24 protein-coding genes and 1 pseudogene are annotated in these 22,906 nt (G+C 72.0%); 15 read left to right on the forward strand and 10 right to left on the reverse strand.

The genetic code is table 11. The annotated features are described in order from the left end of the window. Nucleotides 1-149: 149 nt before the first annotated feature. Complete coding sequence (locus tag ABZ780_RS19280) at nt 150-917, forward strand: phosphoglyceromutase (protein WP_357010379.1); 768 nt, start codon at nt 150-152, stop codon at nt 915-917. A gap of 64 nt (nt 918-981) precedes the next feature. Here ABZ780_RS19280 and phoU read toward each other — a convergent pair whose 3' ends face one another. Continuing rightward, nucleotides 982-1,632 carry a phosphate signaling complex protein PhoU gene (gene phoU / locus ABZ780_RS19285; RefSeq protein ID WP_357010382.1) on the reverse strand — a complete coding sequence of 217 codons (651 nt, stop codon included), beginning with the start codon at nt 1,630-1,632 and terminating at the stop codon, nt 982-984. 218 nt (nt 1,633-1,850) lie between these two features. Here phoU and ABZ780_RS19290 point away from each other — a divergent pair, with 218 nt between their 5' ends. After that, complete coding sequence (locus ABZ780_RS19290; RefSeq protein ID WP_357010385.1) at nt 1,851-3,134, forward strand: ATP-binding protein; 1,284 nt, start codon at nt 1,851-1,853, stop codon at nt 3,132-3,134. A 23-nt stretch (nt 3,135-3,157) separates the two neighbouring features. Beyond that, nucleotides 3,158-3,841, forward strand: a complete 684-nt coding sequence (locus ABZ780_RS19295; protein WP_357010388.1) for a response regulator transcription factor — start codon at nt 3,158-3,160, stop codon at nt 3,839-3,841. Between the two features lie 156 nt (nt 3,842-3,997). Here ABZ780_RS19295 and ABZ780_RS19300 read toward each other — a convergent pair whose 3' ends face one another. Then, nucleotides 3,998-4,798: a hypothetical protein gene (locus tag ABZ780_RS19300; RefSeq protein ID WP_357010722.1), complete on the reverse strand. Its 801-nt coding sequence runs from the start codon at nt 4,796-4,798 to the stop codon at nt 3,998-4,000. Between the two features lie 80 nt (nt 4,799-4,878). Here ABZ780_RS19300 and ABZ780_RS19305 point away from each other — a divergent pair, with 80 nt between their 5' ends. Continuing rightward, complete coding sequence (locus ABZ780_RS19305) at nt 4,879-5,823, forward strand: Ppx/GppA phosphatase family protein (RefSeq protein ID WP_357010391.1); 945 nt, start codon at nt 4,879-4,881, stop codon at nt 5,821-5,823. Between the two features lie 76 nt (nt 5,824-5,899). Further along, nucleotides 5,900-6,706: a sugar phosphate isomerase/epimerase gene (locus ABZ780_RS19310; protein ID WP_357010394.1), complete on the forward strand. Its 807-nt coding sequence runs from the start codon at nt 5,900-5,902 to the stop codon at nt 6,704-6,706. 55 nt (nt 6,707-6,761) lie between these two features. On the opposite strand, the gene ABZ780_RS19315 is transcribed toward ABZ780_RS19310, so the two are convergent. The 3 genes from ABZ780_RS19315 to ABZ780_RS19325 are packed head-to-tail and all read right to left on the reverse strand — an operon-like array spanning nt 6,762 to nt 8,845. Beyond that, the gene (locus tag ABZ780_RS19315; RefSeq protein WP_357010397.1) at nt 6,762-7,349 is read right to left on the reverse strand and encodes a CGNR zinc finger domain-containing protein; all 588 of its coding nucleotides are present in this window, start codon (nt 7,347-7,349) and stop codon (nt 6,762-6,764) included. Nucleotides 7,350-7,368: 19 nt separating this feature from the next. Further along, entirely contained in the window at nt 7,369-8,535 is a 1,167-nt protein-coding gene (locus ABZ780_RS19320; RefSeq protein WP_357010400.1) for a glutathionylspermidine synthase family protein, read from the reverse strand. Nucleotide 8,536: 1 nt separating this feature from the next. Continuing rightward, nucleotides 8,537-8,845, reverse strand: coding sequence for a hypothetical protein (locus ABZ780_RS19325; protein ID WP_357010403.1), 309 nt, complete (start codon nt 8,843-8,845; stop codon nt 8,537-8,539). A gap of 126 nt (nt 8,846-8,971) precedes the next feature. Between ABZ780_RS19325 and ABZ780_RS19330 the strand changes: the two genes are divergently transcribed. The 7 genes and pseudogenes from ABZ780_RS19330 to ABZ780_RS19360 all read left to right on the forward strand — a co-directional run bounded on the left by ABZ780_RS19330 (nt 8,972) and on the right by ABZ780_RS19360 (nt 14,580). Next, nucleotides 8,972-9,892, forward strand: coding sequence for a proline dehydrogenase family protein (locus ABZ780_RS19330; RefSeq protein WP_357010406.1), 921 nt, complete (start codon nt 8,972-8,974; stop codon nt 9,890-9,892). A gap of 125 nt (nt 9,893-10,017) precedes the next feature. Next, the gene (locus ABZ780_RS19335) at nt 10,018-11,307 is read left to right on the forward strand and encodes a hypothetical protein (protein WP_357486858.1); all 1,290 of its coding nucleotides are present in this window, start codon (nt 10,018-10,020) and stop codon (nt 11,305-11,307) included. Between the two features lie 34 nt (nt 11,308-11,341). After that, nucleotides 11,342-11,506, forward strand: a pseudogene (locus ABZ780_RS19340) (ABC transporter ATP-binding protein); the annotation flags it as partial. A gap of 271 nt (nt 11,507-11,777) precedes the next feature. Next, nucleotides 11,778-11,987, forward strand: a complete 210-nt coding sequence (locus ABZ780_RS19345; protein WP_007465625.1) for a helix-turn-helix domain-containing protein — start codon at nt 11,778-11,780, stop codon at nt 11,985-11,987. 213 nt (nt 11,988-12,200) lie between these two features. Then, entirely contained in the window at nt 12,201-12,302 is a 102-nt protein-coding gene (locus tag ABZ780_RS19350; protein ID WP_007465623.1) for an AURKAIP1/COX24 domain-containing protein, read from the forward strand. A 122-nt stretch (nt 12,303-12,424) separates the two neighbouring features. Continuing rightward, a complete protein-coding gene (locus ABZ780_RS19355) occupies nt 12,425-13,501 on the forward strand; it encodes an NAD-dependent epimerase/dehydratase family protein (protein WP_357010411.1) in 1,077 nt (358 codons plus the stop codon). Between the two features lie 221 nt (nt 13,502-13,722). Then, the gene (locus tag ABZ780_RS19360) at nt 13,723-14,580 is read left to right on the forward strand and encodes a lysophospholipid acyltransferase family protein (RefSeq protein ID WP_357010724.1); all 858 of its coding nucleotides are present in this window, start codon (nt 13,723-13,725) and stop codon (nt 14,578-14,580) included. Between the two features lie 9 nt (nt 14,581-14,589). Here ABZ780_RS19360 and ABZ780_RS19365 read toward each other — a convergent pair whose 3' ends face one another. From ABZ780_RS19365 to ABZ780_RS19375, 3 genes are all read right to left on the reverse strand, one after another. Beyond that, nucleotides 14,590-15,465 carry an HAD-IB family hydrolase gene (locus tag ABZ780_RS19365; protein WP_357010414.1) on the reverse strand — a complete coding sequence of 292 codons (876 nt, stop codon included), beginning with the start codon at nt 15,463-15,465 and terminating at the stop codon, nt 14,590-14,592. Nucleotides 15,466-15,594: 129 nt separating this feature from the next. Beyond that, nucleotides 15,595-16,473, reverse strand: coding sequence for a DUF5667 domain-containing protein (locus ABZ780_RS19370; RefSeq protein ID WP_357010417.1), 879 nt, complete (start codon nt 16,471-16,473; stop codon nt 15,595-15,597). Between the two features lie 288 nt (nt 16,474-16,761). Continuing rightward, nucleotides 16,762-17,706, reverse strand: a complete 945-nt coding sequence (locus ABZ780_RS19375) for an ECF subfamily RNA polymerase sigma factor, BldN family (protein ID WP_357010420.1) — start codon at nt 17,704-17,706, stop codon at nt 16,762-16,764. Between the two features lie 585 nt (nt 17,707-18,291). Between ABZ780_RS19375 and ABZ780_RS19380 the strand changes: the two genes are divergently transcribed. From ABZ780_RS19380 to ABZ780_RS19390, 3 genes are read left to right on the forward strand one after another with little or no spacing between them, the layout of a single operon-like run. Then, on the forward strand, nt 18,292-19,920 hold the full coding sequence (locus tag ABZ780_RS19380; protein ID WP_357486860.1) for an AMP-binding protein: 1,629 nt from the start codon (nt 18,292-18,294) through the stop codon (nt 19,918-19,920). Beyond that, nucleotides 19,910-20,164: a glutaredoxin family protein gene (locus ABZ780_RS19385; protein WP_357010425.1), complete on the forward strand. Its 255-nt coding sequence runs from the start codon at nt 19,910-19,912 to the stop codon at nt 20,162-20,164. Before ABZ780_RS19380 ends, ABZ780_RS19385 begins: the two co-directional genes overlap by 11 nt. 20 nt (nt 20,165-20,184) lie before the next feature. Further along, entirely contained in the window at nt 20,185-20,850 is a 666-nt protein-coding gene (locus tag ABZ780_RS19390; protein ID WP_357486862.1) for an HAD hydrolase-like protein, read from the forward strand. Here ABZ780_RS19390 and ABZ780_RS19395 read toward each other — a convergent pair. Both ABZ780_RS19395 and ABZ780_RS19400 read right to left on the reverse strand, forming a co-directional pair. Next, on the reverse strand, nt 20,831-21,484 hold the full coding sequence (locus ABZ780_RS19395) for a response regulator transcription factor (RefSeq protein WP_357010431.1): 654 nt from the start codon (nt 21,482-21,484) through the stop codon (nt 20,831-20,833). The two genes, ABZ780_RS19390 and ABZ780_RS19395, sit on opposite strands and share 20 nt — an antisense overlap. Nucleotides 21,485-21,537: 53 nt before the next feature. Further along, nucleotides 21,538-22,842 (reverse strand): sensor histidine kinase, encoded by a 1,305-nt coding sequence (locus ABZ780_RS19400; RefSeq protein WP_357010433.1) that lies wholly within the window; start codon nt 22,840-22,842, stop codon nt 21,538-21,540. Nucleotides 22,843-22,906: the final 64 nt, after the last annotated feature.

Raw genomic sequence — 22,906 nt, forward strand, 5'->3', positions numbered from 1 at the left:
TGCCCCCGCTTGCAAGTAATGACCGAAGTGACTGTTGCGCCTTACGACCCTAGTGGTGGCCCGATCGGCGGGTCACCTTCTTTTTCACGTGGCGGTCGTCACGACGGGTGCCCGCGTGTCCGGTGCCGGGTTGAGGCAGGATGATCCGCATGACTGCGAGCGAGGGGCCCACCATCGGGACGCTGGTCCTGCTGCGGCACGGCGAAAGTGACTGGAACGCCAAGAACCTCTTCACCGGCTGGGTCGACGTCGACCTGACCGAGAAGGGCGAGGGCGAGGCGCGGCGCGGCGGCGAGCTGCTGCGCGAGCACAGCCTGCTGCCGGACGTCGTGCACACCAGCGTGATGCGCCGGGCGATCCGCACCGCCGAGCTGGCGCTGAACGCCGCCGACCGGCACTGGATCGCCGTGCGCCGGTCGTGGCGGCTCAACGAGCGGCACTACGGCGCACTGCAGGGCAAGGACAAGAAGCAGACCCTGGAGGAGTACGGCGAGGAGCAGTTCATGCTCTGGCGCCGGTCGTACGACACCCCGCCGCCGCCGATCGCCGACGGCGACGAGTGGTCGCAGGTGGGCGACCCGCGCTACGCGCTGCTGCCGACCGAGCTGATGCCGCGCACCGAGTGCCTCAAGGACGTCGTCCACCGGATGCTGCCCTACTGGTACGACTCGATCGTGCCGGACATCCTGGCCGGCCGGACGGTGCTGGTGGCCGCGCACGGCAACTCGCTGCGCGCCCTGGTCAAGCACCTCGACCAGATCTCCGACGAGGCGATCGCCAAGCTGAACATCCCGACCGGCATCCCGCTGCGTTACGACCTCGACCCGCAGTTGCGTCCGCTCAGCCTGGGCGGCACCTACCTCGACCCCACAGCAGCGAAGGAAGCCGCCGCGGCGGTCGCCAACCAGGGCCGCTGACACGTCGGCAAAGGGCCCCCGGTCATCGCGTGACGCGTCGACCGGGGGCCCTTTCGCACGCGGATCAGCTGGTGGTGGTGCTCTGGCCGGTGATCAGGTAGATCACGTGCTCGCCGGCGTTGACCGCGTGGTCGGCGAAGCGCTCGTAGTAGCGGCCCAGCAGGGTGGCGTCGATCGCGGTCTCCACCCCGTACGGCCAGTCGTCGCCGAGCAGCACCGCGAACAGGTTCTTGTGCAGCTCGTCCATGGCGTCGTCGTCGTGGTCCAGTTCGCTGGCGAGGTCGGCGTCGGGCTTCGCCAGCACCGAACCGATCTTCACGGCCATCCGGTCGGCGATCTCGGACATCTCGGTGAAGACCGTCCGCAGCTCGGCCGGGACGGCGGGGGAGGGGTGCCGGCGCAGCGCGGTCTTCGCCACGTGCTCGGCGAGGTCGCCCATCCGCTCCAGGTCGGCCGCCACGTGCAGTGCGGTGATCATGGCACGCAGGTCGGAGGCGACCGGTGCCTGCCGGGCGAGCAGGTCACACACCCGCTCCTCGACGTGCCGGTAGAGGTCGTCGATCTCGGCGTCCCGCTCGATGACCGTCTCGGCGGCCTGCCGGTCGGCGGTGAGCAGGGCCCGGGTGGCCTGGCGCATGGCGGCGCGGACGCCCTCCGCCATGTCCACCAGCAGTTGGCTGACGATCTGGAGGTCGGCCCGGAACTCGTCGCGCATCATCACGTCCTGTGGTCGGTCGCCGCCGACGGGTGCCGGCGCAGGGGGCTGAGCAGGGAGGGCTGAGCAGGTGCGACGCCAACGGTAGGGGGCGTGGGCGGATCCCGGATGAACCACGATGAACGACGCCAGACGTGCGGGTGAACAGTTTCGGAAGTGAGGGTGGTTCGTCCCGTTATGTGTGGTAGCCAGGTTAACAATGACCCTACGATCGCCGGGTGGAGTGGGCAGTGGCGGTCGTGGTGGCGGTGGTGTTGGTGGCCGGACTGGTCGCCGGCCTCCTGCTGCCCCGGATCCGGCCGGCGCGTGACGCCCGGTCCACGTCGACGGGGAGCGTGAGCTCCCGCTGGAGCAGGGGGAGGCCCGCGATAACCGACGAGCAGCAGGCCGGGCTCGGTCGACGGACGATCGATTCGCTCCGCGCCGGTGTCGTGGTCCTGGACGACAACGACGTGCCCGTGCTGATCAACCCGGCGGCCCGTGCGATGGGTCTGCTGCGTGCCGGCGGCGCCCCCGGTTCGATCGCCGCTCACCCGCTGATCCGTACCCTCGCCGGCCAGGTGCGGCGCACGGGCGTGCGGCGCGAGATCGAGCTGGACCTGCCCCGGGGCCGCGACAGCGCGGGGGAGAACCCGCTCGGCGTGCACCTGCGGGCCATGGGCATCGGCAACGGCTTCATCGCGGTGGAAGCTGTCGACGTGACCGAGTCACACCGGCTGACCCGGGTACGCCGTGACTTCGTGGCAAACGTGAGCCACGAGTTGAAGACCCCCATCGGGGCGCTCCAACTGCTCGCCGAGGCGCTGCTGGACGCCACCGAGCCGGCCGGCGCCGCGGCGCCCGACCTCTCCGAGGACCTGGTCGCCGCCCGCCGGTTCGCCGAACGGATCCAGCACGAGTCGACCCGGCTGGGCCGACTGGTGCAGGAATTGCTGGAGCTGACCCGGCTCCAGGGCGCCGAGCCGCAGCCGCCTCCGGAGCCCGTCGCGCTCGACTGGGTGATCGCCGAGGTGGTCGACCGGACCCGCACCACGGCAGCCGCCCGGAACGTCGAGGTGACGGTGGACGGCGAGCGCGGGCTCACCGCCTACGGCAGCGACAGCCAACTCGCCACGGCCGTGGCGAACCTGGTGGACAACGCCATCAACTACTCGGAAGAGGGCACCACGGTGCGTGTCACCCTCCGCAGTGGCGACGAGCACGTCGAGATCGCGGTCGCCGACCAGGGCATCGGTATCGCCCCGACGGACGTGGGCCGGGTGTTCGAGCGGTTCTACCGGGCCGACCAGGCCCGCTCGCGTGCCACCGGCGGCACCGGGCTCGGCCTGGCCATCGTGAAACACATCGCGAGCAACCATGGCGGTCGGGTGGAGGTGTCGAGCACTCTTGGGGGTGGATCGACGTTCACCCTCTGGCTGCCCGCAAGTCCACCGGACGACCTGCTGGCGACACTGCCGCCGGCTGGGATCGAGGCCGGTCCGGCCGAGCTACGGCAGGTCTGACAGCAATGAAAGGAAACCCCCCGTTGAGCCGCGTTCTGGTGGTCGAGGACGAGGAGTCGTTCTCCGACGCCCTGTCGTACATGCTCCGCAAGGAGGGCTTCGAGGTTTCGGTCGCCGCGACCGGCACCGACGCCCTCACCGAGTTCGACCGGACCGGCGCCGACATCGTGCTGCTCGACCTGATGTTGCCCGAGATGTCCGGGACCGAGGTCTGCCGGCAGCTCCGGCAGCGTTCGGCCGTGCCGATCATCATGGTCACCGCGAGGGACAGCGAGATCGACAAGGTGGTCGGCCTGGAGATCGGTGCCGACGACTACGTCACCAAGCCGTACTCGCCCCGGGAGCTGGTCGCCCGGATCCGCGCGGTGCTGCGACGGCAGAGCCCGGAGGTGGCCGACTCCGGCACCCCGACGCTGGCCGCCGGCCCGGTGCGGATGGACATCGAGCGGCACGTGGTCACCGTCGAGGGCGGGACGGTGCAGCTGCCGCTGAAGGAGTTCGAGCTGCTGGAGCTGCTGCTGCGCAACGCGGGTCGGGTGCTGACCCGGGGCCAGCTCATCGACCGGGTCTGGGGTGCCGACTACGTCGGTGACACCAAGACGCTGGACGTGCACGTCAAGCGGCTGCGCTCCAAGATCGAGCCGGAGCCGTCCGCGCCGCGCTTCATCGTCACCGTCCGAGGGCTGGGCTACAAGTTCGAGCCGTGATCCGCAGGGGTCTCGTCCGTTCGTGTGCGACCGGCGGGGCGTGCGCTTGCGGGATGTCTTTGGAGCTGATGTCGCAGATGAATCATCCGTTGATGTCGTCAGCGATTCAGCTCCAAAGGCTCACGACCCCTACCTCCAGCCGCGCGCGGGCGGCCCTCAGCTGGGTTCGTCGGCGGGGTGCGGGGCGATCATGCCCTGCTTCACCCGGGCCGCGCACAGCTCGGCCAGCCGCTCGTACGCCGCCGCACCGATCAGCGCGGTCAACTCGGGCCCGTACGACAGGTACATCGGCTCGGCGCCCACGTGCGCGTCCGTCGAGGAGGTGCACCACCAGTCCAGGTCGTGCCCGCCGGCACCCCAGCCCCGCCGGTCGAACTCGGAGAGCGTGGAGACCAGCACCTTCGAGTTGTCCGGCCGCTTGACCCAGTCCTGGTCACGCCGGATCGGCAACTGCCAGCAGACGTCCGGCTTGTAGTCCAACGGGTGCACCCCGTCGCGCAGCGCCTGACCGTGCAGGGCGCAGCCACCGCCGCCGGGAAAGTCGGCGTCGTTGAGGAAGACACACGGCCCGTCCGCGCCCTGGGTGGCGGTGCGGCGCGCCGGGTTCTTGCCGTCGATCGTGTCCTCGTCGGTCCAGTTCTTGAACCCGCGCCGGAAATGCTGCCAGGTCGACGGGGTGAGCAGCTTGACGGCGGCGCGGACGCGCTTCTCGTCGTCGGAGTCGGTGAAGAACGCCCCGTGCGAGCAGCAGCCGTCGGCGGACCGGCCGGCGATGATGCCGTGGCAGCCCCGGCCGAAGATGCAGGTCCAGCGGGAGAGCAGCCAGGTCAGGTCGGCCCGGATCAGGTGGTTGTCGTCGGCCGGATCGGCGAACTCGATCCACTCCCGGGGAAAGTCCAGCGGCACCTCGCGGCTGCGCGGGTCGCCCGGATCGTCCACCAGCACGCGGAGCTCCATCGTCACCCGGCCCAGCGTACGCCCGGTGTCCCTGATGGGCCGGCGAGCCGCGCAAACATGTTGCACCTAGTGTCTTCACCATGCGACTGGGTGTCCTCGACGTCGGATCCAACACCGTGCACCTGCTGGTGGTCGACGCGCACCACGGCGCGCACCCCTGGCCGGCGCACTCCGAGAAGGTGGTGCTCCGCCTCGCCGAGCAGATCGGCCCGGACGGCGCGCTGACCGAGGCGGGTGCGGACGGCCTGGTCAAGGCGGTCGGCATGGCCAGGGCTGCGGCCACCGGTCTGGAGGCCGACGACCTGATCGCGTTCGCCACCTCCGCGGTCCGCGACGCCACCAACGCCGCCGACGTCCTGGCCCGGGTCCGCGACGAGGCCGGCGTACGCCTGGAGGTGCTCTCCGGCGCGGACGAGGCGCGGATGACCTTCCTGGCGGTGCGGCGTTGGTTCGGCTGGTCGGCCGGGCGTCTGCTGGTGCTCGACATCGGCGGCGGCTCCCTGGAGATCGCCGCCGGGATCGACGAGGACCCGGACGTCGCGATCTCGTTGCCGCTCGGGGCCGGCCGGTTGACCCGGGAGCGGCTCCGGGTCGACCCGGGCAGCGCGGCGCCGCCGACCACCGAGGCCGTCGACAAGCTGCGGGAGTACGTGGACGGCCGGCTGGACAAGGTGGTCGACCAGATGACCCAGGTGGGCTGGGAGCGGACGGCGGCCACCTCGAAGACGTTCCGCACCCTGGCCCGACTGGCCGGGGCGGCGCCGTCGGGGGCCGGGCTCTGGGCGCGGCGCAGCCTGACCCGCGCCGGGCTGCGGCAGGTCATCGGCTTCATCCGGCACATCCCGCCGGCCCAGTTGATGGAGCTGGAGGGGGTCAGCGCGGGTCGGGCCCATCAGTTGTTGGCCGGCGCGGTGGTCGCCGAGGCGGTGATGCGCAAGCTGGACCTGGACTCGCTGGACATCTGCCCGTGGGCCCTGCGCGAGGGCGTCATCCTCCGCCGGCTCGATCAACTCGCACCGATGTGAGGGCAGCGTCTGCTTACGGGCGTTTTGTCGATGCTCGTCCTGATGGTCCCGTGACAGCCGGGCTACCCTGGCTGATGTGACTTCCCGCGTTCCCGTGCTCCTGTCCAGCTCGTCGGTCTTTCCCGAGCCGACCGCAGCGGCGTTCCAACTGGCCGCGCAGCTCGGCTACGACGGCGTCGAGGTGATGGTCTGGACCGACGTGGTGAGCCAGGACGCGGGTGCGCTGCGCGGCCTCTCCGAGCACTACGGCGTGCCGGTGCTGTCGGTGCACGCGCCCTGCCTGCTGGTCACCCAGCGGGTGTGGAGCCCGGACCCGTGGGAGCGACTGCGTAAGGCCGCCGAGCTGGCCGAGACGTTGGAGGCGCCGACCGTCGTGGTGCACCCGCCGTTCACCTGGCAGCGCGACTACGCACGCGGGTTCGTCGACGGGCTCGCCACGGTCGCGGACCAGTTCACCGGGCTGCACCTCGCGGTGGAGAACATGTACCCGGTACGGATGGCGGGTCGTCAGTTCGTCCCGTACGTGCCGGGCTGGGATCCCACCGACGCCGGCTACGCGTCGTACACCCTGGATCTGTCGCACTGCGCGGCCTCGCACAGCGACCCGCTGGAGATGGCCGACCGGATGGGTGACGGTCTGGTCCACGTGCACCTCGGGGACGGCACCGGCGAGGGCCGCGACGAGCACCTGGTGCCCGGGCGTGGCACCCAGCCCTGCGGTGAGCTGCTCTCGTCCCTGGCCGGGCGGGGCTTCACCGGCTCGGTGGCGGTGGAGGTGGCGACGCGGGGCGCGAAGAGCCGCGCGGTGCGCGAGGCGGATCTGCGCGCCGCGCTGGAGTTCGCCCGCCAGCACCTGAGCACGCCGTCCCCGGTCGACGTCTGAGCGTCCGCGCGGTCGGCGCACCGACCCGGCGTAGGCCGGGGCGGGCAGCCGGCGGCTAGCTGATCGGGGTGAGCGAGTCGGCGCCGGCCGTCGGCTGCGGGGCGACCGTCACCTGCTCGCCGATCGCGGCCCGCTTCCGAGCCCGGTGCGCCGCCACGTGCGAGCGGGTGGCGCAGCGCTCGGAGCAGAACCGCCGGCAGCAGTTGGACGACGTGTCCAGATAGACGTTGCCGCACCGCTCGTCGGCGCAGACGCCGAACCGGGCGCTGCCGTACTCGCAGAGCCACACCGACAGCCCCCAGACCGCGCCGGCCAGGTATTCGGCGCTGACCGACGCGCCCCGGCTGGTCACGTGCATGTGCCAGTCGCTGGAGTCGTGCCCGGAGATGCGCGGCTGGACGGGGAACGCCTCCAGCAGCGCGTTCAGTTCGGTCACCGCCTGGGCGTCGCGCCCCGAGGTGCCGTACTCGAAGACGTCCCGGAGCCGCTTCTGCGCCCGCCGGAAGATCGCCACATCCCGTTCCACGACCTCGTCGCTCATCCAGGAATGGTCGTCGGTGAAGAGGGCCCGCAGGTCGTCGAGGTCGTCCAGGCGGGCGTTGACCAGGTCAACGCCGGTCCGGGCGTACGCGTCGAAGTTCACGCCCCCAACGGTAGACGACTCACGCGGTGCGCGGCGCGTCGATGTAGTGGGGCAGGAACCGCGCGTAACCGTCGGTGATCAGGCTGGCGCTTTCCCGCACCCCGACACCGGCCGACTCGCCGTCGACGATCCAGCTGCCCAGCACCATCCGATTACCGGCGAACTGCGGCAACGCGCGGAACTCCTGGTAGCACCAGCCCTCGTCGCCGTAGATCCCCGGGTTGGTGATCTCCTCTTCGGCCGTCACGATGCGTACCGATCCGCCCTCGCGGCCGAGCAGCGGTTTCGCCACGTACTCCGTCATGCCGCGCGGCGAGTCGAGGTACGCCGGGAGCAGGTAGTCGTGACCCGGGTACAGCTCCCAGAGGACCGCGAGCAGCGCCTTGTTGGACAGCAGCAGCTTCCAGGCCGGCTCGATCCAGGTGGTCGGGGTGCCCGGGGCAAGGGCCAGCGGCCCGTACGGCTCGGCCAGCATCCACTCCCACGGGTAGAGCTTGAAGCAGGTGGTCACCGGGCGGTCCGCGGCGTCGACGAAGCGCCGGCCGTCCCAGCCGATCTCCTGGATCGGCTGCAACTCGACGCTCAGGCCGGCCTGCCGGGCGGTCTCGGCGAGGTAACCGGCGGTCATGTGGTCCTCGCCGGACTCCTCCTCGTTCGACCAGAGCACGTGGACCCGGGGCTCGTGCAGCCCGGCCCCGATCTTCGCCCAGGCGCCGACCAGCCGCTCGTGCAGGCTGTTCCACTGGTCAAGCTCCGGGCGGGTCTGCTCCAGCCAGAACCACTGGATGATGCTCGCCTCGACCAGCGCGGTGGGGGTGTCGGCGTTGTACTCCAACATCTTCGGGGGCCAGGTGCCGTCGTACGCCAGGTCGAAACGGCCGTAGAGGGTGGGTGGCGCCTCGCGCAGGGACCGGGCCACCGCCTCGGCCGCCCACTGCGGGATGCCGAACTCGGCGTACCGGCGCTGCGCCACCACGTGCTCGGCGGCGGCCACCGACATCCGGTGCAGTTCCTCGGTGGCCTCCTCCAGGCGCAGCACCTCGTCGAGGTCGAAGGCGTACGCGGCGGTCTCGTCCCAGTACGACATGATCCCGCCGTCGGGCAGTTCGGTGTCGACGTAGACCAGCCCTTGCGCCCGGATGGTGGCGTCCCAGTCGGGCCGTGGCGTGACGGACACGCGCCGCACGTCAACCCCCGCAGGCGGCGAGGTGGGTGCCGAAGCCGCCGCGCTCGGGCACGGCCGTCGTGGTCGGCTCCGGGCCGGTGCGACCTGCGGCCGAGTCGGGGACGCGCATCGCCAGCGCGACCGTGCCGCCCCCGCCGACCGGGCCGAGGGCGCAGTCATCGTCATCGTCGTCGTCCGAGGTCATGTTGCAGCCGGAGAGGGCGAGCGCCAGGGCCGTGAGGGCGCCAAGCTGCACGGAGGCCGACCGGAGTCGGCGGCGGGGGCGTTGGTCCACGGCATCGTTGTAGCCGATCGACGCCAGCAGCGTCACCCCGCCCCGGCGTCGGATTGAGCACCCGGCTGTCGGATCGGCCGCGCGACGGCCCTCCCAACCTGGGAAACGGCGGCCTCGGCCGCCCCCCGGCGAGGGTGCTGGCAGGGGCGATACGCTCGGCTCATGCTCCGTTCCGTCATCCTCGCCGCCTCCCGGTCATCCCAGGTCGAGCGGCTCGTCGCGACCGCCCCGTACACCCGGGATGTCGTTCGCCGGTTCGTCGCCGGCGCCGCCACCGACGATGCGTTGCGCGCGACCCGCGGGCTCATCGACGACGGCCTGGCTGTCACCCTCGACCACCTCGGCGAGGACACCGTCACCCCCGAGCAGGCCATCGCCACCCGGGACGAATACCTCAAGCTGCTGAAGATGCTCGCCAGCGCGGGGCTCACCCCGGCCGCCGAGGTGAGCGTGAAGCTCTCCGCCCTCGGTCAGATGTTCGACGAGCAGTTGGCGTACGACAACGCGCGGGCGATCTGCGCGGCGGCCGACGCGGCGGGCACCACTGTCACCCTGGACATGGAGGACCACACCACCACCGACTCGACGTTGGAGGTGCTGGCCAAGCTGCGCAAGGACTTCCCGTCGACCGGCGCGGTCCTCCAGGCGTACCTGCGTCGCACCGAGTCGGACTGCCGGGAGCTGTCCTCGGCGGGGTCGCGGGTGCGGCTGTGCAAGGGCGCGTACAAGGAGCCGGAGTCGGTGGCGTACCAGTCGGCTCGCGAGGTGGACAAGTCCTACGTCCGCTGCATGAACATCCTGATGTCCGGCGACGGCTACCCGATGCTTGCCACCCACGACCCCCGGATGATCGCGATCGGCGAGGACCGGGCCCGCTGGTTCGACCGGGGGGCGGGGCGCTTCGAGTTCCAGATGCTCTTCGGCATCCGCCCGGAGGAGCAGGCCCGGTTGGCCGGCGAGGGCTACACCGTGCGCACGTACGTCCCGTACGGCGACCAGTGGTACGGCTACCTGATGCGCCGGCTCGCCGAGCGCCCGACCAACCTGGTCTTCTTCGGCCGTGCCCTGATCTCCAAGAAGTAACCCCCCCTCTACGGCTGTGACGACTAGCCGGGTTCGGCGCGACTAGGCGGGGTGGGGGGTCCACGGGTTGGGTCGGGGTTGGTAGCGGTTCGTTCGATCGGCCGAATGGTCGTAACCTTCGGCGGGTGACTGACGGGGTGCATCAGCCATCGTCGCGGCGGCTCTGGCCGCTGTGGACGGTGCTCGTGGTGGTCGTCCTGCTGCTGGGCTGCGGGCTGCCCGCGCTGCTGGTCGTCGGGGTGGTGCGGGAGTCCGGCGACCAGGCCACCGTCCGCCGGGCCGGCGCCTCGGCGACCGACGACCCGGCGACCGCTGTCGCCCGTGGGCTGTCCGACCGGATCACCGCGCAGCTCCAGCGGCAGTCCACGGCGCTGCTCGGTGGTGACCAGGATGCCTACCTCGCCATCGCCGACCCGGCCGCGCACACCGACCTGCGCCGCCGCTTCGCCGCGCTGCGCGCACTCAAGGTCACCGTCTGGCGGGCCGAGCCGAGCGGCCTGCCCGCACCGATCGTCGGCCGGCCGGGCGAGTGGCGGCTGCTGGTGCGCTTCCAGTACTGCTTCGTGGCGCCGGACTGCCGGCCGAGCCCGGTGTTGATCGGCACCCGCTGGCGGGAGAACGGCGACCAGCCCCGACTGGTCGCCCTGGAGGAGTCCAAGTCGGCCGAGACCGGCACCCGACCGTGGGAGATCAGCGACCTGGTCGTGGCGGTCGGCGAGCGGACCATCGTGGCCACCACACCGGCGCTGCGCGGCAAGCTGCCCGGCCTGCTGGCCCAGGCCGAGGCGGCAGCCAGGGTCGCCGACGGGTACGCGGTGGCGGGCTCGCCGCCGGACCGCTACCGCATCTTCTACGCCGGCCGCACCGAGTGGCAGCGCTGGTATGGCGGCGGCCGACCACAGTGGACTGGCGGTTACGCGGTGACCGTCGGCGGTGGTCACCACGAGGTGGTGCTCAGCGCCGACGGTCTGCCGAGCAGCGGCACCGACGACCTGCTCCGGCACGAGTTGACCCACGCCGCGTCGCTGCCGGAGCGTGGCTATCCGGGCAAGACGACCTGGTGGCTGGTCGAGGGCCTGGCCGAGTTCGCCGGTGCCGGAGGTCAACCGGTCGAGCGGTACGAGGGGCTCGCCGAGGTGCGCAAGCTGGTCCGTAGCAGCTGGGACGGCCGGTTGGAGGGGATCACCCCCACCGACGACGCCGCGGCCGAACGGGTCGGCGGCAGCTACGGCGTCGGCTATCTCGCCGTCCGGCACCTCGTCGACCGGTTCGGGCCGGACCAGTTGCTCGCCTTCTTCAAGGCCGTGGTGCACGAGCGCAAGGCCCTCGACGTCGCCGCCGAGCAGGTGTTCGACGAGCCGTGGTCGACGTTGCACGACGAGTGCGTGGCGTACGTGCGCGCTGTCGCCGCCTGAGACCGCCCGGCAGCGCCGCGAGCGGGCGGCGGCGGTCGCCGACGACCCCGTCGAGCTTCATGATCGACCGCTGTCCGTTGATCACGGTCGACCTGAGACACTGGTCCCCGCTCCCAGCGCGGAGCCCCGGTCCGTGTCCGGAAGCGGCCCGGGGCACCCGTCCGGTGGCTCTGGTGGCGCCGCCGGAGCCACCGGGCGCCTTCCGCGGCCCGCCGCTCGACACAGCGGCGACGGGAACGCCGGCCAGCGCCTTGGACGACTCTCCCGGGCGCAACCGGACGACGGACCCAGGCGGGGAGAATCCGGGAGCACGGATCGGGTGAACCGGCGAACCAAACATGATCAGTTGTAAGAAGGGATCGCGCCGGTCACAGCCGCCCCGCTACCGTACTGATAACACGCGCGTCGCCGCCCGGCCCGGAGCATCCGTCGGGTTGGCACGCGCCGGGCATGGGATTGGTCGGTGAGCCATGGCCGGGTCACAGTCCGACGGACGGCTGTCGGAGGTCAAGTTCCTGACCGTCGCAGAGGTCGCGACGGTCATGCGGGTGTCGAAGATGACGGTCTATCGCCTGGTGCACAGCGGTGAGCTCACCGCTGTCCGGGTCGGCCGGTCCTTCCGGGTGCCCGAGCACGCCGTGCACGAATATCTCCGGGGCGCGTTTCAGGAAACCGCCTGAGCCACCGGCTCCCTGATCGAGTGCGACGTAACGGGCGTCGACGGGGGCGCGTTGGTCCTGCTGACGCTCTCCCGCTACCCTGGAGCCCGACCGAGACCCACCGGTGCGCCCCGCCGCCCTGACTGGTCCGGTCCGTTGTCCGCATGCGGTCGCCGTCGCCACCTGCGTGGTGTCATCCGGCCCGCCCCGCACGTTGTATCGAAAGGCTGTCGTATGGGCTCGGTGGTCAAGAAGCGCCGTAAGCGCATGGCTAAGAAGAAGCACCGCAAGCTGCTGCGCAAGACCCGCGTCCAGCGTCGCCGTCTCGGCAAGTGATCGCCGCCGGGCTCACGGCCCGGCGTTCGGCGTCTCTTGCCTAACTGTCGACTTCCGGAGGCTCAGGTGATCAGGCCGTGGTCGTCCCGGCTCGATCCCCCCTGCCGGCGTAGGTGCGTCAGATGACCCCCGGTAGCACCCCAGGTGCTCCGGGGGTTGTCGTCGTCACCGGCGTCGGCCGGTACCTGGGCGCCCACGTGGCGGCGCGACTGGCGGCCGACCCGCGTATCGAGCGGGTCATCGGGGTGGACGTGCCGGAGCCCGGCGCCGAACTCACCGACCTGCTGGACCGGGTCGAACGGGTTCGCGTCGATCCCGGCTCACTCGGCGGGCTCCTCGCCGACCTGGACGTCGACGCGGTGGTGCACCTCGCGCTGGTCAGTTCCCCGGACCCGCAGCACGGTGGCCGGTCGGCCATGAAGGACCAGAACGTCATCGGCACCATGCAACTGCTCGCCGCCTGCCAGCGAGCGCCCCGGCTGCGCAAGCTCGTGGTCCGGTCGTCGACCGCCGCGTACGGGGTGTCGTTCCGGGACCCGGCCGTCTTCACCGAGGAGACCGAACCGCGCGAGGTGCCGCGCGGCGGTTTCGGCCGCGACATCCTCGACCTTGAGGGGTACGTCCGAGGCTTCCGGCGCCGCCGGCCCGACGTCACCGCGACGGTGCTGCGCTTCGCCCCGTTCATCGGCTCGACCGCCGACACGACGCTGACCCGCTACTTCTCGCAGCCGTTCGTGCCCACCGTCTTCGGCCGCGATCCCCGGTTGCAGTTCCTGCACTTCGACGACGCGTTGGAGGTGCTGCACCGGTCGATCGTCGAGGACCACCCGGGCACCTACAACGTCGCCGGTCCGGGTGTGCTGTCGCTGTCCCAGGCGATCCGGCGGGCTGGCCGGGTGGCCGTGCCGGTGCTGGAGCCGGGCCTATCCGGCGCCGCCGCGCTGGCGCGCAACATGGGCTTCGGCGGCTACGGCCTGGACCAGGTCGATCTCTTCGTGCACGGCCGGGTCGTCGACACCACCCGGCTTGAGCAGGAGTACGGCTTCACGCCCCGCTCCACGGCCGCCGCGTTCGACGACTTCATCCGCGCCCACCACGGCGGGGTGGTGCTCAGCCGGAATCAGTTGGCCGCCGCCGAGCAGTTCGTCCTGGACGGCATTCGGCAGGTCCGTGCCGCCGTGCGGGAGCGGTCGTCGTGACCGGGCCGGAGACGGGCCGCGAGCCGGCGGGCAACGGGCGTTTCGACGTACCCCCGGGGTTGGTGCCGGACGTGGAGCCGGCGCGGCGCAACGGGCACCGACCGGCGGCACAGTTCGCGCCGGCCTCGACGCCGGCCGACGAGGTCGACACCGCAGCCACCGACGAGCCCTCGGTCGAGAGCGGCACGACAGTCGGTGGCGCGCCGGGCACCGGTCCGGCGGTGCCGGACCGGCCGGGCGACCCGTGGGACCGCCGGGTCGCGAACGGCCTGGCGTTCCTGCGCCGCCGGCTGTCCGGGGAGTACGAGGTCGACGAGTTCGGCTTCGACCCGGAGCTGACCGACGCGGTCTTCCACCCGCTGCTGCGGCTGCTCTACCGGGACTGGTTCCGCACCGAGGTCAGCGGTGTGGAGCACGTGCCGGTCGACGGGCCGGGCCTGGTGGTCGGCAACCATTCGGGCACCGTGGCGCTGGACGCGCTGATCCTCTCTGCGGCGCTGCACGACAAGCACCCGGCGCACCGCTACCTGCGTCTGCTCGGCGCCGACCTCGTCTTCCGGATGCCGGTGGTGTCGGAGATCGCCCGCAAGACCGGCGGCACGGTGGCCTGCAACCCGGACGCCGAGCGGCTGCTCGGCGGCGGCGACCTGGTCGGCGTGTTCCCCGAGGGGTTCAAGGGCATCGGCAAGCTCTACGCCGACCGGTACAAGCTGCAACGGTTCGGTCGAGGCGGGTTCGTCTCGGCGGCGCTGCGGACGGGCACCCCGATCGTGCCGGTCGCCATCGTCGGCGGCGAGGAGATCTATCCGATGCTCGCCGACATCAAGCCCCTCGCGCGGCTGCTGAAGCTGCCCTACTTCCCGGTCACGCCGACCTTCCCGTGGCTCGGGCCGCTGGGCATGGTGCCGCTGCCCAGCAAGTGGCTGATCGAGTTCTGCCCGCCGATCCCGACCGCGCACCTGACCGACTCGGCGGACGACCCGCTGGTGGTCTTCAACCTCGCCGACCAGGTGCGGGAGACCATCCAGCAGACGCTGCACTCGCTGTTGGAGCGGCGGCCCGACCCGTTCGGCCCCTGAGCCGACGCCTCAGCCGGCGCGACGGCGGCGCTGGAGCGCCAGGCCGGCGGTCACCGCCCCGGCGACCAGGCCGGCTGCCGCCGTCGACGGCACGGCGATCTTGACGGCTCGGCGGCCGGTGCGGAAGTCCCGTACCTCCCAGCCGTGCTGCCGGGCCTGCCGCAGCAGGGTGCCGTCCGGGTTGACCGCCACCGCCCGGCCCACCGCGGAGAGCAGGGGCAGGTCGTTCGCGGAGTCGCTGTAGGCCGCGCAGCGGGCCAGGTCCAGCCCCTCAACGGCGGCGAGCTGGGTGACCGCCTCGGCCTTCGCCGGCCCGTGCATGAGGTCGCCCACCAACCGCCCGGTGTACGCCCCGTCCCGCACCTCGGCCACCGTGCCGATCGCACCGGTCAGGCCGAGCCGGGTGGCGATCACCCGGCCGATCTCCACCGGGGCGGCGCTGACCAGCCAGACGCGCTGACCGGCGTCCAGGTGGCGCTGGGCGAGCTGGTGGGTGCCGGTCCAGATCCGAGGTGCCATCAGCTCGTCGAAGATCTCCTCCGACAGCCGTTCGACGTCGTCGACCCGCCAGCCCTCGACGAAGGCCAGCGCGGCCTCCTTGGCCTGGGACATGTCACCGGCGTGTTCCCGGGCGAGCACCCGGAACCGGAGCTGCTGCCAGGCGAAGCGCGCCAGGTCGGCGGTGGTGAAGTAGTCCCGGGCGGCGAGCCCACGAGCGAACCAGTAGATCGACGCGCCCTGCATCATCGTGTTGTCGACGTCGAAGAAGGCGGCGGCGGTCGGGTCCGGAGCGGGTGGGGTCACCGGCGCCAGTTCGGTCTCCGCCCAACCCGCGGTGTGACCCTGGGCGTCGGTGCTGACCGTCACCTTGCGGCTGCGCGCCACGCGACTCCCCTCCTGACCAGGTGCAACGGATGCCTCCAGCGAGGGTATCCGGCGGGCACGGATGATCGACCACGCACACGGGGAACTGTGGCGTGGTCGGTCGGACGTGCGGTAGAGGGCTCCGGCGGATCAGCGGGCGCCGGGGCAGGTGGTCGGCGCGGGCCCGAGTGTGTCGCTGCCGGTCGGCGCAGGCAGGCCGCAGGCGATCGCGGCGCGCAGCGCGTCCGAGCGCTCCCGGGCGGTGTCCAGCAGCTCCAATGACCGCCGGGTCCGGACCCGGTCTGCCCGGGTAGCGCCGTCGAGGAGGTTGCTCACCGCGCGGCGCTGGCTGGCGACGAAGGCGTTGACGGTGTCCAGGCTGCTCGGCTCGGCGCGCTGCACGGCGGCGGTGGTGAGCAGGCGGATGCCCTGCCGGGTGTCGGCGTCCATGTCGTCGAGAACGGCGCTGTAGCCGATCGGGTCGCCACGCAGCTCGGCGGCCTCGCCGAGCCTGGTCCGGGCGAAGTCCAGGAAGAGCTGACCCCGGCTGATGTCCGAGCTGGCCAGGGCCAGCTGGGCTCGCTCGGTCGAGCGCTTCATGCCGTAGAGCGCGTCGCCGGGCACCGCGTTCTCGCTGGCGGCGGAGATCCCGGAGACGGCGACGGCGCCAGCGGCGATGCCGATCAGGATCGCGCCCCGGGCGCGGGCGCGTCGGGCGGTGACCGCCGGCAGCAGCGACCCGCGGGTCGTGGCGGCGGGACGCTTGGCGGCCGGCTCGGCGGTCGCCGGGGCGGTGGCCATCGCCTCGCGCTCGGCGGTGGCGAGCAGCATCGCTCGCAGGCCGGTGCGGAAGTCAGGGTCCACCTCGGTCGTGGGCGGATCGACGCTCAGCCGCTGGCCCACCGCGACGAGCGGTGCCAGTTGGCCGTCCACCCGGGACCGTACGTGGTGCCGCCGGCCGCCGTTGGCCTCGTCGAGAAGCTGCGCGAAGCGCTCGGCGCGCCGGCGGGAGAAGAGGATGTTGTCCACCGCTGGCACCTCCTCTCGCTGGTCACGGCCGGTCGGCCGCCGTCGTTGCCAGCGACCGGGCGGCAGTGTGACACCACGGAGGTGAGGTGCCGCCCGGTGTGCCGGTCGGACCTCGGTGACCCGGGCTTGCCGGGACAACCACCGGTCGCACCCGGAGAAACGCGGCGGACCGGGCACGGGTTACGGGCCGGGCGGGGCGGAAATCACGGAAAGTGATCGCCGTCACCGGACGAGACCAACCCTGAGCTGCGCAAACGCCGATCAGTGCCGACCGCCCCGCCGAACAACCTATGGCTGGAAGCCGTCCGGCAGGAGCCGCGCCAGCGCCCGTACGGCCCGGTACTGGAGTGCCTTGATGGCGCCCTCGTTCTTGCCCATGGCACGTGCCGTCTCGGCGACCGAGAAGCCCTGGAGGAACCGCAGCACGATGCACTCCTGCTGCTCCGGGTTGAGCTGCTTCACGGCGGTGAGCAGCGCGACGTTGGTGATGTGTTCGACCACCGCCGCCTCCGGGCTGCCCTCCGGACCCCGGTCCTCCCGGTCGGCGTCGAGCACGTCGCCGGTGGTGACCTCCAGCCGGTACCGGCCGGACTTGAAGTGGTCCGCGACGAGGTTGCGGGCGATGGTCACCAGCCAGGCGCCGAGGTCGCGGCCCTGCCAGGTGAAGCTGCCGATCCGCTTGAGAGCGCGCAGAAAGGTGTCCGAGGTGAGGTCCTCGGCGAGTTGGCGGTTGCCGACCCGGAAGTAGACGAACCGGAACACGGTGTCCACGTACCGGTCGTAGATGAGGCCGAACGCCTCGGACTCGCCGGCCTGGGCCCGCTCGATCAGCGTCCAGACCTCGGTGGCCGGGTCGGACGGGTCCGGTCGGCTGGGAAAGCCGGTCGGTGTGGTCGGGGTGGTCGTGGTGGTGGCCTGGACGGCCGGGATCACCGCGGTCTCGCCCGCCGCCGGATCGCTTGTCACCGCTGGTGTGTCACCGACGCGACGGCCCTGGGCCGGCATGGTCGGGCGGGCCGGCGCGGCGACCCGGCCACCGGTCGGCATCGCGTTGCCGCCGGGAACCGCCGGTCTCGGTGGCGGCTCGTTGGTGTGTGGGCGATTGCGGGTCCGCTGGGCCGCGCTGTGCTGGTCGTCCGGCGGCGTGCGGGCCGCCGGACGTTCGTTGACCTGGGCGCGGGTCGTCTGACCGGTCAGGCCGACCGGGCGTTCCGCGTAACCGAAGGCGGTCATCGCACAGCCCCCGTCCGGTCGGTCGCCGGACGGGCCGGTCTGCGGGCCATCAGTGTGGACCGACCGGGCATCCGGTCGGGCAGGACGGTTCCGGGGTGTGCCGACAGGCGGCAGTTCCCCTTGAGGTGCTGGTCCAATGCGCTCACAGGCACGGGGGCCTCCTCGGGCTGAGGGGTGTCGACTCACGGCAAATGGGGTGAGCCGACCCGAGTGATAATAGGGCCAACGTCACCCGCGCGTGGCAAGTCCGTTACACAGGGCGGAAGTATTTCCGCCGGTGTCGCACCGGCGGCGGACCAGTTGTCCGTCGTGTGCGGTTGACTTTCCGTCGGGCCGGTGTTCCACGATGATCCCCTGCTCGAGGGCACATTGGCCGATCGCCTGACCCTCCGCGCCTGGCGGTGGCGAGGGCGCGGCCGAATCGTCGGGCGGAGTCGACGATCGTCCCATCAGGGGGACTTGATCGCATCGCCGGCGGCACAGTGGGTGGTCCCGCTGGCGGGACCTGAGCGGCACTCGCGACAGCCCTTCGCCCACCTGTCGGGGCGTGGCCTGACACCGCCCGCTGTGCCAGACTCGACCACCGTGCAGGACGCAGCCGCAGACTCCGCGCCGAACCTCGCCGACCGGCTCCACCGGGCGGCCCACGACCACGGTGACCGGCCCGCGCTGCACTGGCGGGACCGGAGCATCAGCTGGTCCGAACTGGACGCTGCCGTGACCGCCGCCGCGCACGGCCTGGCCGCCGTCGCGCCGCACACCGAGCGGGGCGACACACCGCCCCGCGTCGCGATCGCGCTGCCCAACACCCCCGACTTCGTGATCGGCTGGCTCGGCGCCCTGCGGGCCGGGCTGGTCGCTGTCCCGGTCAACCCCGGCCTCACCGCCCCGGAGTTGCGCCACGTGCTGGCCGACTCCGGCGCGTCGGTGCTGATCGGCACCGACCGGGTCCGGAGCCTGGTCGCCGAGGTGGCCACCGAGCTACCCGCGCTCACCGCCGTGTACGGCACACCGCCCACCGCCGACGCGACCGAACCGCCGTCGCGCCCACACCGAGGCGGCGGCGACCTGGCCGTACTGCTCTACACCTCCGGCACCGAGGGCCACCCGAAGGGAGCGATGCTCTCCCACGGCGCGCTGGTGGCCAACCACGAACAGGTCGACCGGATCGACCCGCCGGTCGTCGGCTCCACGGACACCGTGCTGCTGGCCCTGCCGCTGTTCCACGCGTACGGGCTCAACGCGGGGCTCGGCGCGGTCGTCCACCATGGCGCGACAGGTGTGCTGCTCGACGAGCCGGGGCCGGAGGCGGGGCTGGAGGAGATCGCGCGACACCGGGTGAGCGTGCTGGTGGGCGTACCGTCGATGTTTCTGACCTGGGCCGACGCGCCGACGGTCCGCGCGGCGACCGCGTCGGTGCGGGTGGCGGTGTGCGGCGCGGCGCCGCTGGAGCCCGCGGTCGCGGCGCGCTTCGCCGAGGCCACCGGCCACCTGGTGCACATCGGGTACGGCCTCACCGAGACCGCGCCGGTGCTCACCTCGACCCTGGTCGGCGGGCAGACCAAGGCCGGCTCGATCGGACGGCCGCTGCCCGGCGTGCGGCTGCGCCTGGTCGGCCCGGACGGGGTGGACCTGTGGCGCGACGGCCAGACTGTCCTCGACGACGACCCGGATGAGCTGGACATCTCCGACGTCGCGCCGGGCACCGACCCGGGGCAGATCGTCGTGCGTGGCGCCAACCTCTTCGCCGGCTACTGGCCCGACGGTCGGGGCGGCCCGGACGCCGAGGGCTGGTGGAGCACCGGCGACATCGCGTACGCCGACGAGGACGGAGACCTCTTCCTGGTCGACCGGCTCGGCGAGCTGATCCTGGTCAACGGGTTCAACGTCTATCCGCACGAGGTCGAGTTGGTGCTCACCGGGCACCCCGGGGTGGCCGAGTCGGCGGTACTGGGTGTGCCGCACCCGCGGACCGGCGAGACTGTGCGGGCGTACGTGGTGCCGGCACAGGGGCGACCGGTGACAAGCGAGGAGTTGCTCGCCCACTGCGCACGGAACCTGGCCCGGTTCAAGTGCCCGACCACCGTCGAGTTCGTCGATGCCCTGCCACACTCGGCGATCGGCAAGGTACGCAAGACCCAGCTCCGGCCGGCGACACCAGCCGGCCCGTCCGCATCCGCCGACACCCGCACGGAGGTAACCGATGGCCACTGACGCCCGGCTCGCCCTGATCACCCGGCCCGGCTGCCACCTGTGCGACGACGCCAAGGCGGCGCTCGACCGGGTGGTGGCGGTCACCGGGGACAAGTGGGTCGAGTGGGACGTGAGTGACGACCAGGAGCTGGAACGGGAGTACGGCGACCGGCTGCCGGTGGTGATGCTCGACGGCAAGGAGCACGGCTACTGGCGGGTGGAGGAGGACCGACTGCTGCGGGACCTGACCACCCCTCAGCTCTGAATGGTGCCTATGGTGCTCGGATGAGCCCTGCGCACCCCCACCTGGTGTGGGACTGGAACGGCACCCTGCTCAACGACCTCAGCCTGGTGGTGGCCGCCACCAACGCCGCGTTCGCCAGCGTCGGCGGGCCGACGGTCACCCCCGAGGAGCACCGGACGCGGTTCCGCCGCCCGATCGCCGACTACTACGCCGAGGTGCTCGGCAAGGCCGTGGACGCCGAGGCGTTCGGCCGACTGGACCGGATCTTCCACGACGCGTACCGCAATGGTCTGACCACCTGCGAGCTGGCCGCCGACGCGCAGACCGCGATGGCCACCTGGGAGGGCAGCCAGAGCCTGCTGTCCATGTGGTTCCACGAGGAGCTGGTGCCCACCGTGCACACCTACGGGCTGACCGGGCACTTCACCCGGGTGGACGGGCTGCGGGCCACGGTCGGCGGCGGACCCAAGGCCGAGTCGCTCCAGCGGCACCTGACCGAGCTGGGCGTCGACGGCGCATCGGTGGTGCTGATCGGCGACTCCATCGACGACGCGGACGCGGCCCTCGCGGTCGGCGGCCGGGCGGTGCTCTACACCGGCGGCTTCACCGACCCGGCGCGGCTGCGCGCCTCCGGCCACCCGGTCGCCGACACCCTCACCGACGCGGTGGCCCTGGCCGCCGGGAAGGTCAGTTCCGCAGGTAGGTGAGGACGGCCAGCACCCGCCGGTGCTGCTCGGTGTCCGGTGGGAGCGTGAGCTTGGTGAAGATGTTGCGCACGTGCTTCTCCACCGCGCCGTCGCTCACCACCAGGGCACGGGCGATGGCCGTGTTCGAACGCCCCTCGGCCATCAGGGAGAGCACCTCCCGCTCGCGCGGCGTCAGCTCGCGCAGCGGGTCGTCCCGGCGCCGTCGGGCGAAGAGCTGGCCGACCACCTCCGGGTCGAGCACCGTGCCGCCCGCCGCCACCCGCCGCAGCGCGTCCAGGAACTCGTCGATCGCGGCCACCCGGTCCTTGAGCAGGTAGCCGATCCCGCCGCCGGACCCGCCGGTGGTGTCCAGCAGGTCATCGGCGTACGACACCTCGACGTACTGGGAGAGCACCAGGATCGGCGTACGCGGCACCAGCCGACGGGCCTCCACCGCCGCCCGCAGCCCCTCGTCGGTGTGGGTCGGCGGCATCCGGACGTCGACGATCGACACGTCCGGCCGGTGCTCCACCACCGCCTCGACCAGCGCCTCGCCATCCCCGACGGCGGCCACCACCTGATGCCCGCTCTCAGTCAGCAGCCGCACCAGCCCTTCCCGGAGGAGGACGGCGTCGTCGGCGATCACAATGCGCATGGTTGTGCTGTCTACCATGTCCGGCCTGTCGCGCAGGCTCGGTGCGGGCACGCTCACAGCGGCAGCTCCGCGCGGATCTCGGTGGGCCCCCCGGTCGGGCTGACCACGGCCAGCTCACCGCCGGCAGCCCGCACCCGGTCGGCGATTCCGGCCAGCCCGTGCCCCTTGGCCAGGTGCGCGCCACCCTGTCCGTCGTCACCCACCCGCACCTGGAGGTGGCTGCCCTGCCGGGTCACGGCGACCACGGCCTCGGTGGCCCGGCTGTGCTTGGCGATGTTGGTCAGCGCCTCGGCCACCACGAAGTACGCGGTGTTCTCCACCGCCGGGTCGAGCCGCCCGCCCGCCGTGCCGAGCTGCGGGTCCACCTCCAGCTCGATGGGGATCAGCCCGCGGCCGGCGAGCGCGGCCAGGGCGCTGGGCAGACCACGGTCGACCAGGATCGGCGGGGCGATGCCCCGGGACAACGCCCGCAGCTCGGCGAGGGTGTCCCGGGTCTGGGTGACCGCCTCGTCGATGGTCCGGCCGGCGGCCTCCGGGTCGGAGGCGAGCTGCATCCGAGCCCGGCTGAGGTCCATCGCCAGCCGGACCAGGCGCTGCTGGGGGCCGTCGTGGATGTCACGTTCCAGCCGGCGCAGCGCGGACGCCTCGGCGGACACGGCGGCCCGCTTTTGCTCCTCCAACACGGTGATCCGGTCGCGCATCTCGGCCACCCCGGTCAGCATGGCCTTGGCGAAGCTGGCCTGGAGCAGCGCGCAGCCCCGGACCACGATCGGCAAAGTGATCAGGAAGAACACCCCGAGCGCGGTGTGCAGCCCGATCCGGGCGGTGGTCGAGTCGCCCAGGCCGAGCAGTTGTGCCAGGTCCTGGTCGCCATCGGCGTCCGCCCGGGGCAGTGCCCAGTCGTAGGCCCAGTAGAGCGAGCCGGCGATTGCTCCGGCCCACCAGACCACGGTCACCACGAAGGTGCCCAACGCCGCGATCAGGCGCAGGATGCCGTGTGCCAGGTCGAGCCAGGACTGGGCGTCCCGGATCGGTACGAAGATTCGCCGCCAGGCGTTCGCTCCCGCTTCGGGCTGCCGGTAGTGCGGCCGGATCCGGGGCTGCCGGAGCACCGCGGACAGCCGCATTCGCTCGATGTCGGCCAGACCGCGGGCGGCGTACAGGGTGCCGGCGAGGATCGGCAGGCCGATCACGGTGACCACCAGGCCGACGCCGACCGCGAGGCCGACGACGAGGACGACGAAGCTGGCCAGCGCCAGGGGGAGACCGAGCAGCACGTACCGGGAGTCGACGAACAGCTGCCGGGGGATGCTGGGCGCCAGCATTTGTTGATCATTGGTGGCAGTAACGGTGGTCATGCCAAAAGGCTAGGCATCTGGGGTTCTCCCACCCATCCCGAAACCCCGCCTCTCTCCCGTAGTG

The sequence above is a fragment of the Micromonospora sp. NPDC047467 genome (assembly GCF_040643095.1).
Lineage (GTDB): Bacteria > Actinomycetota > Actinomycetes > Mycobacteriales > Micromonosporaceae > Micromonospora.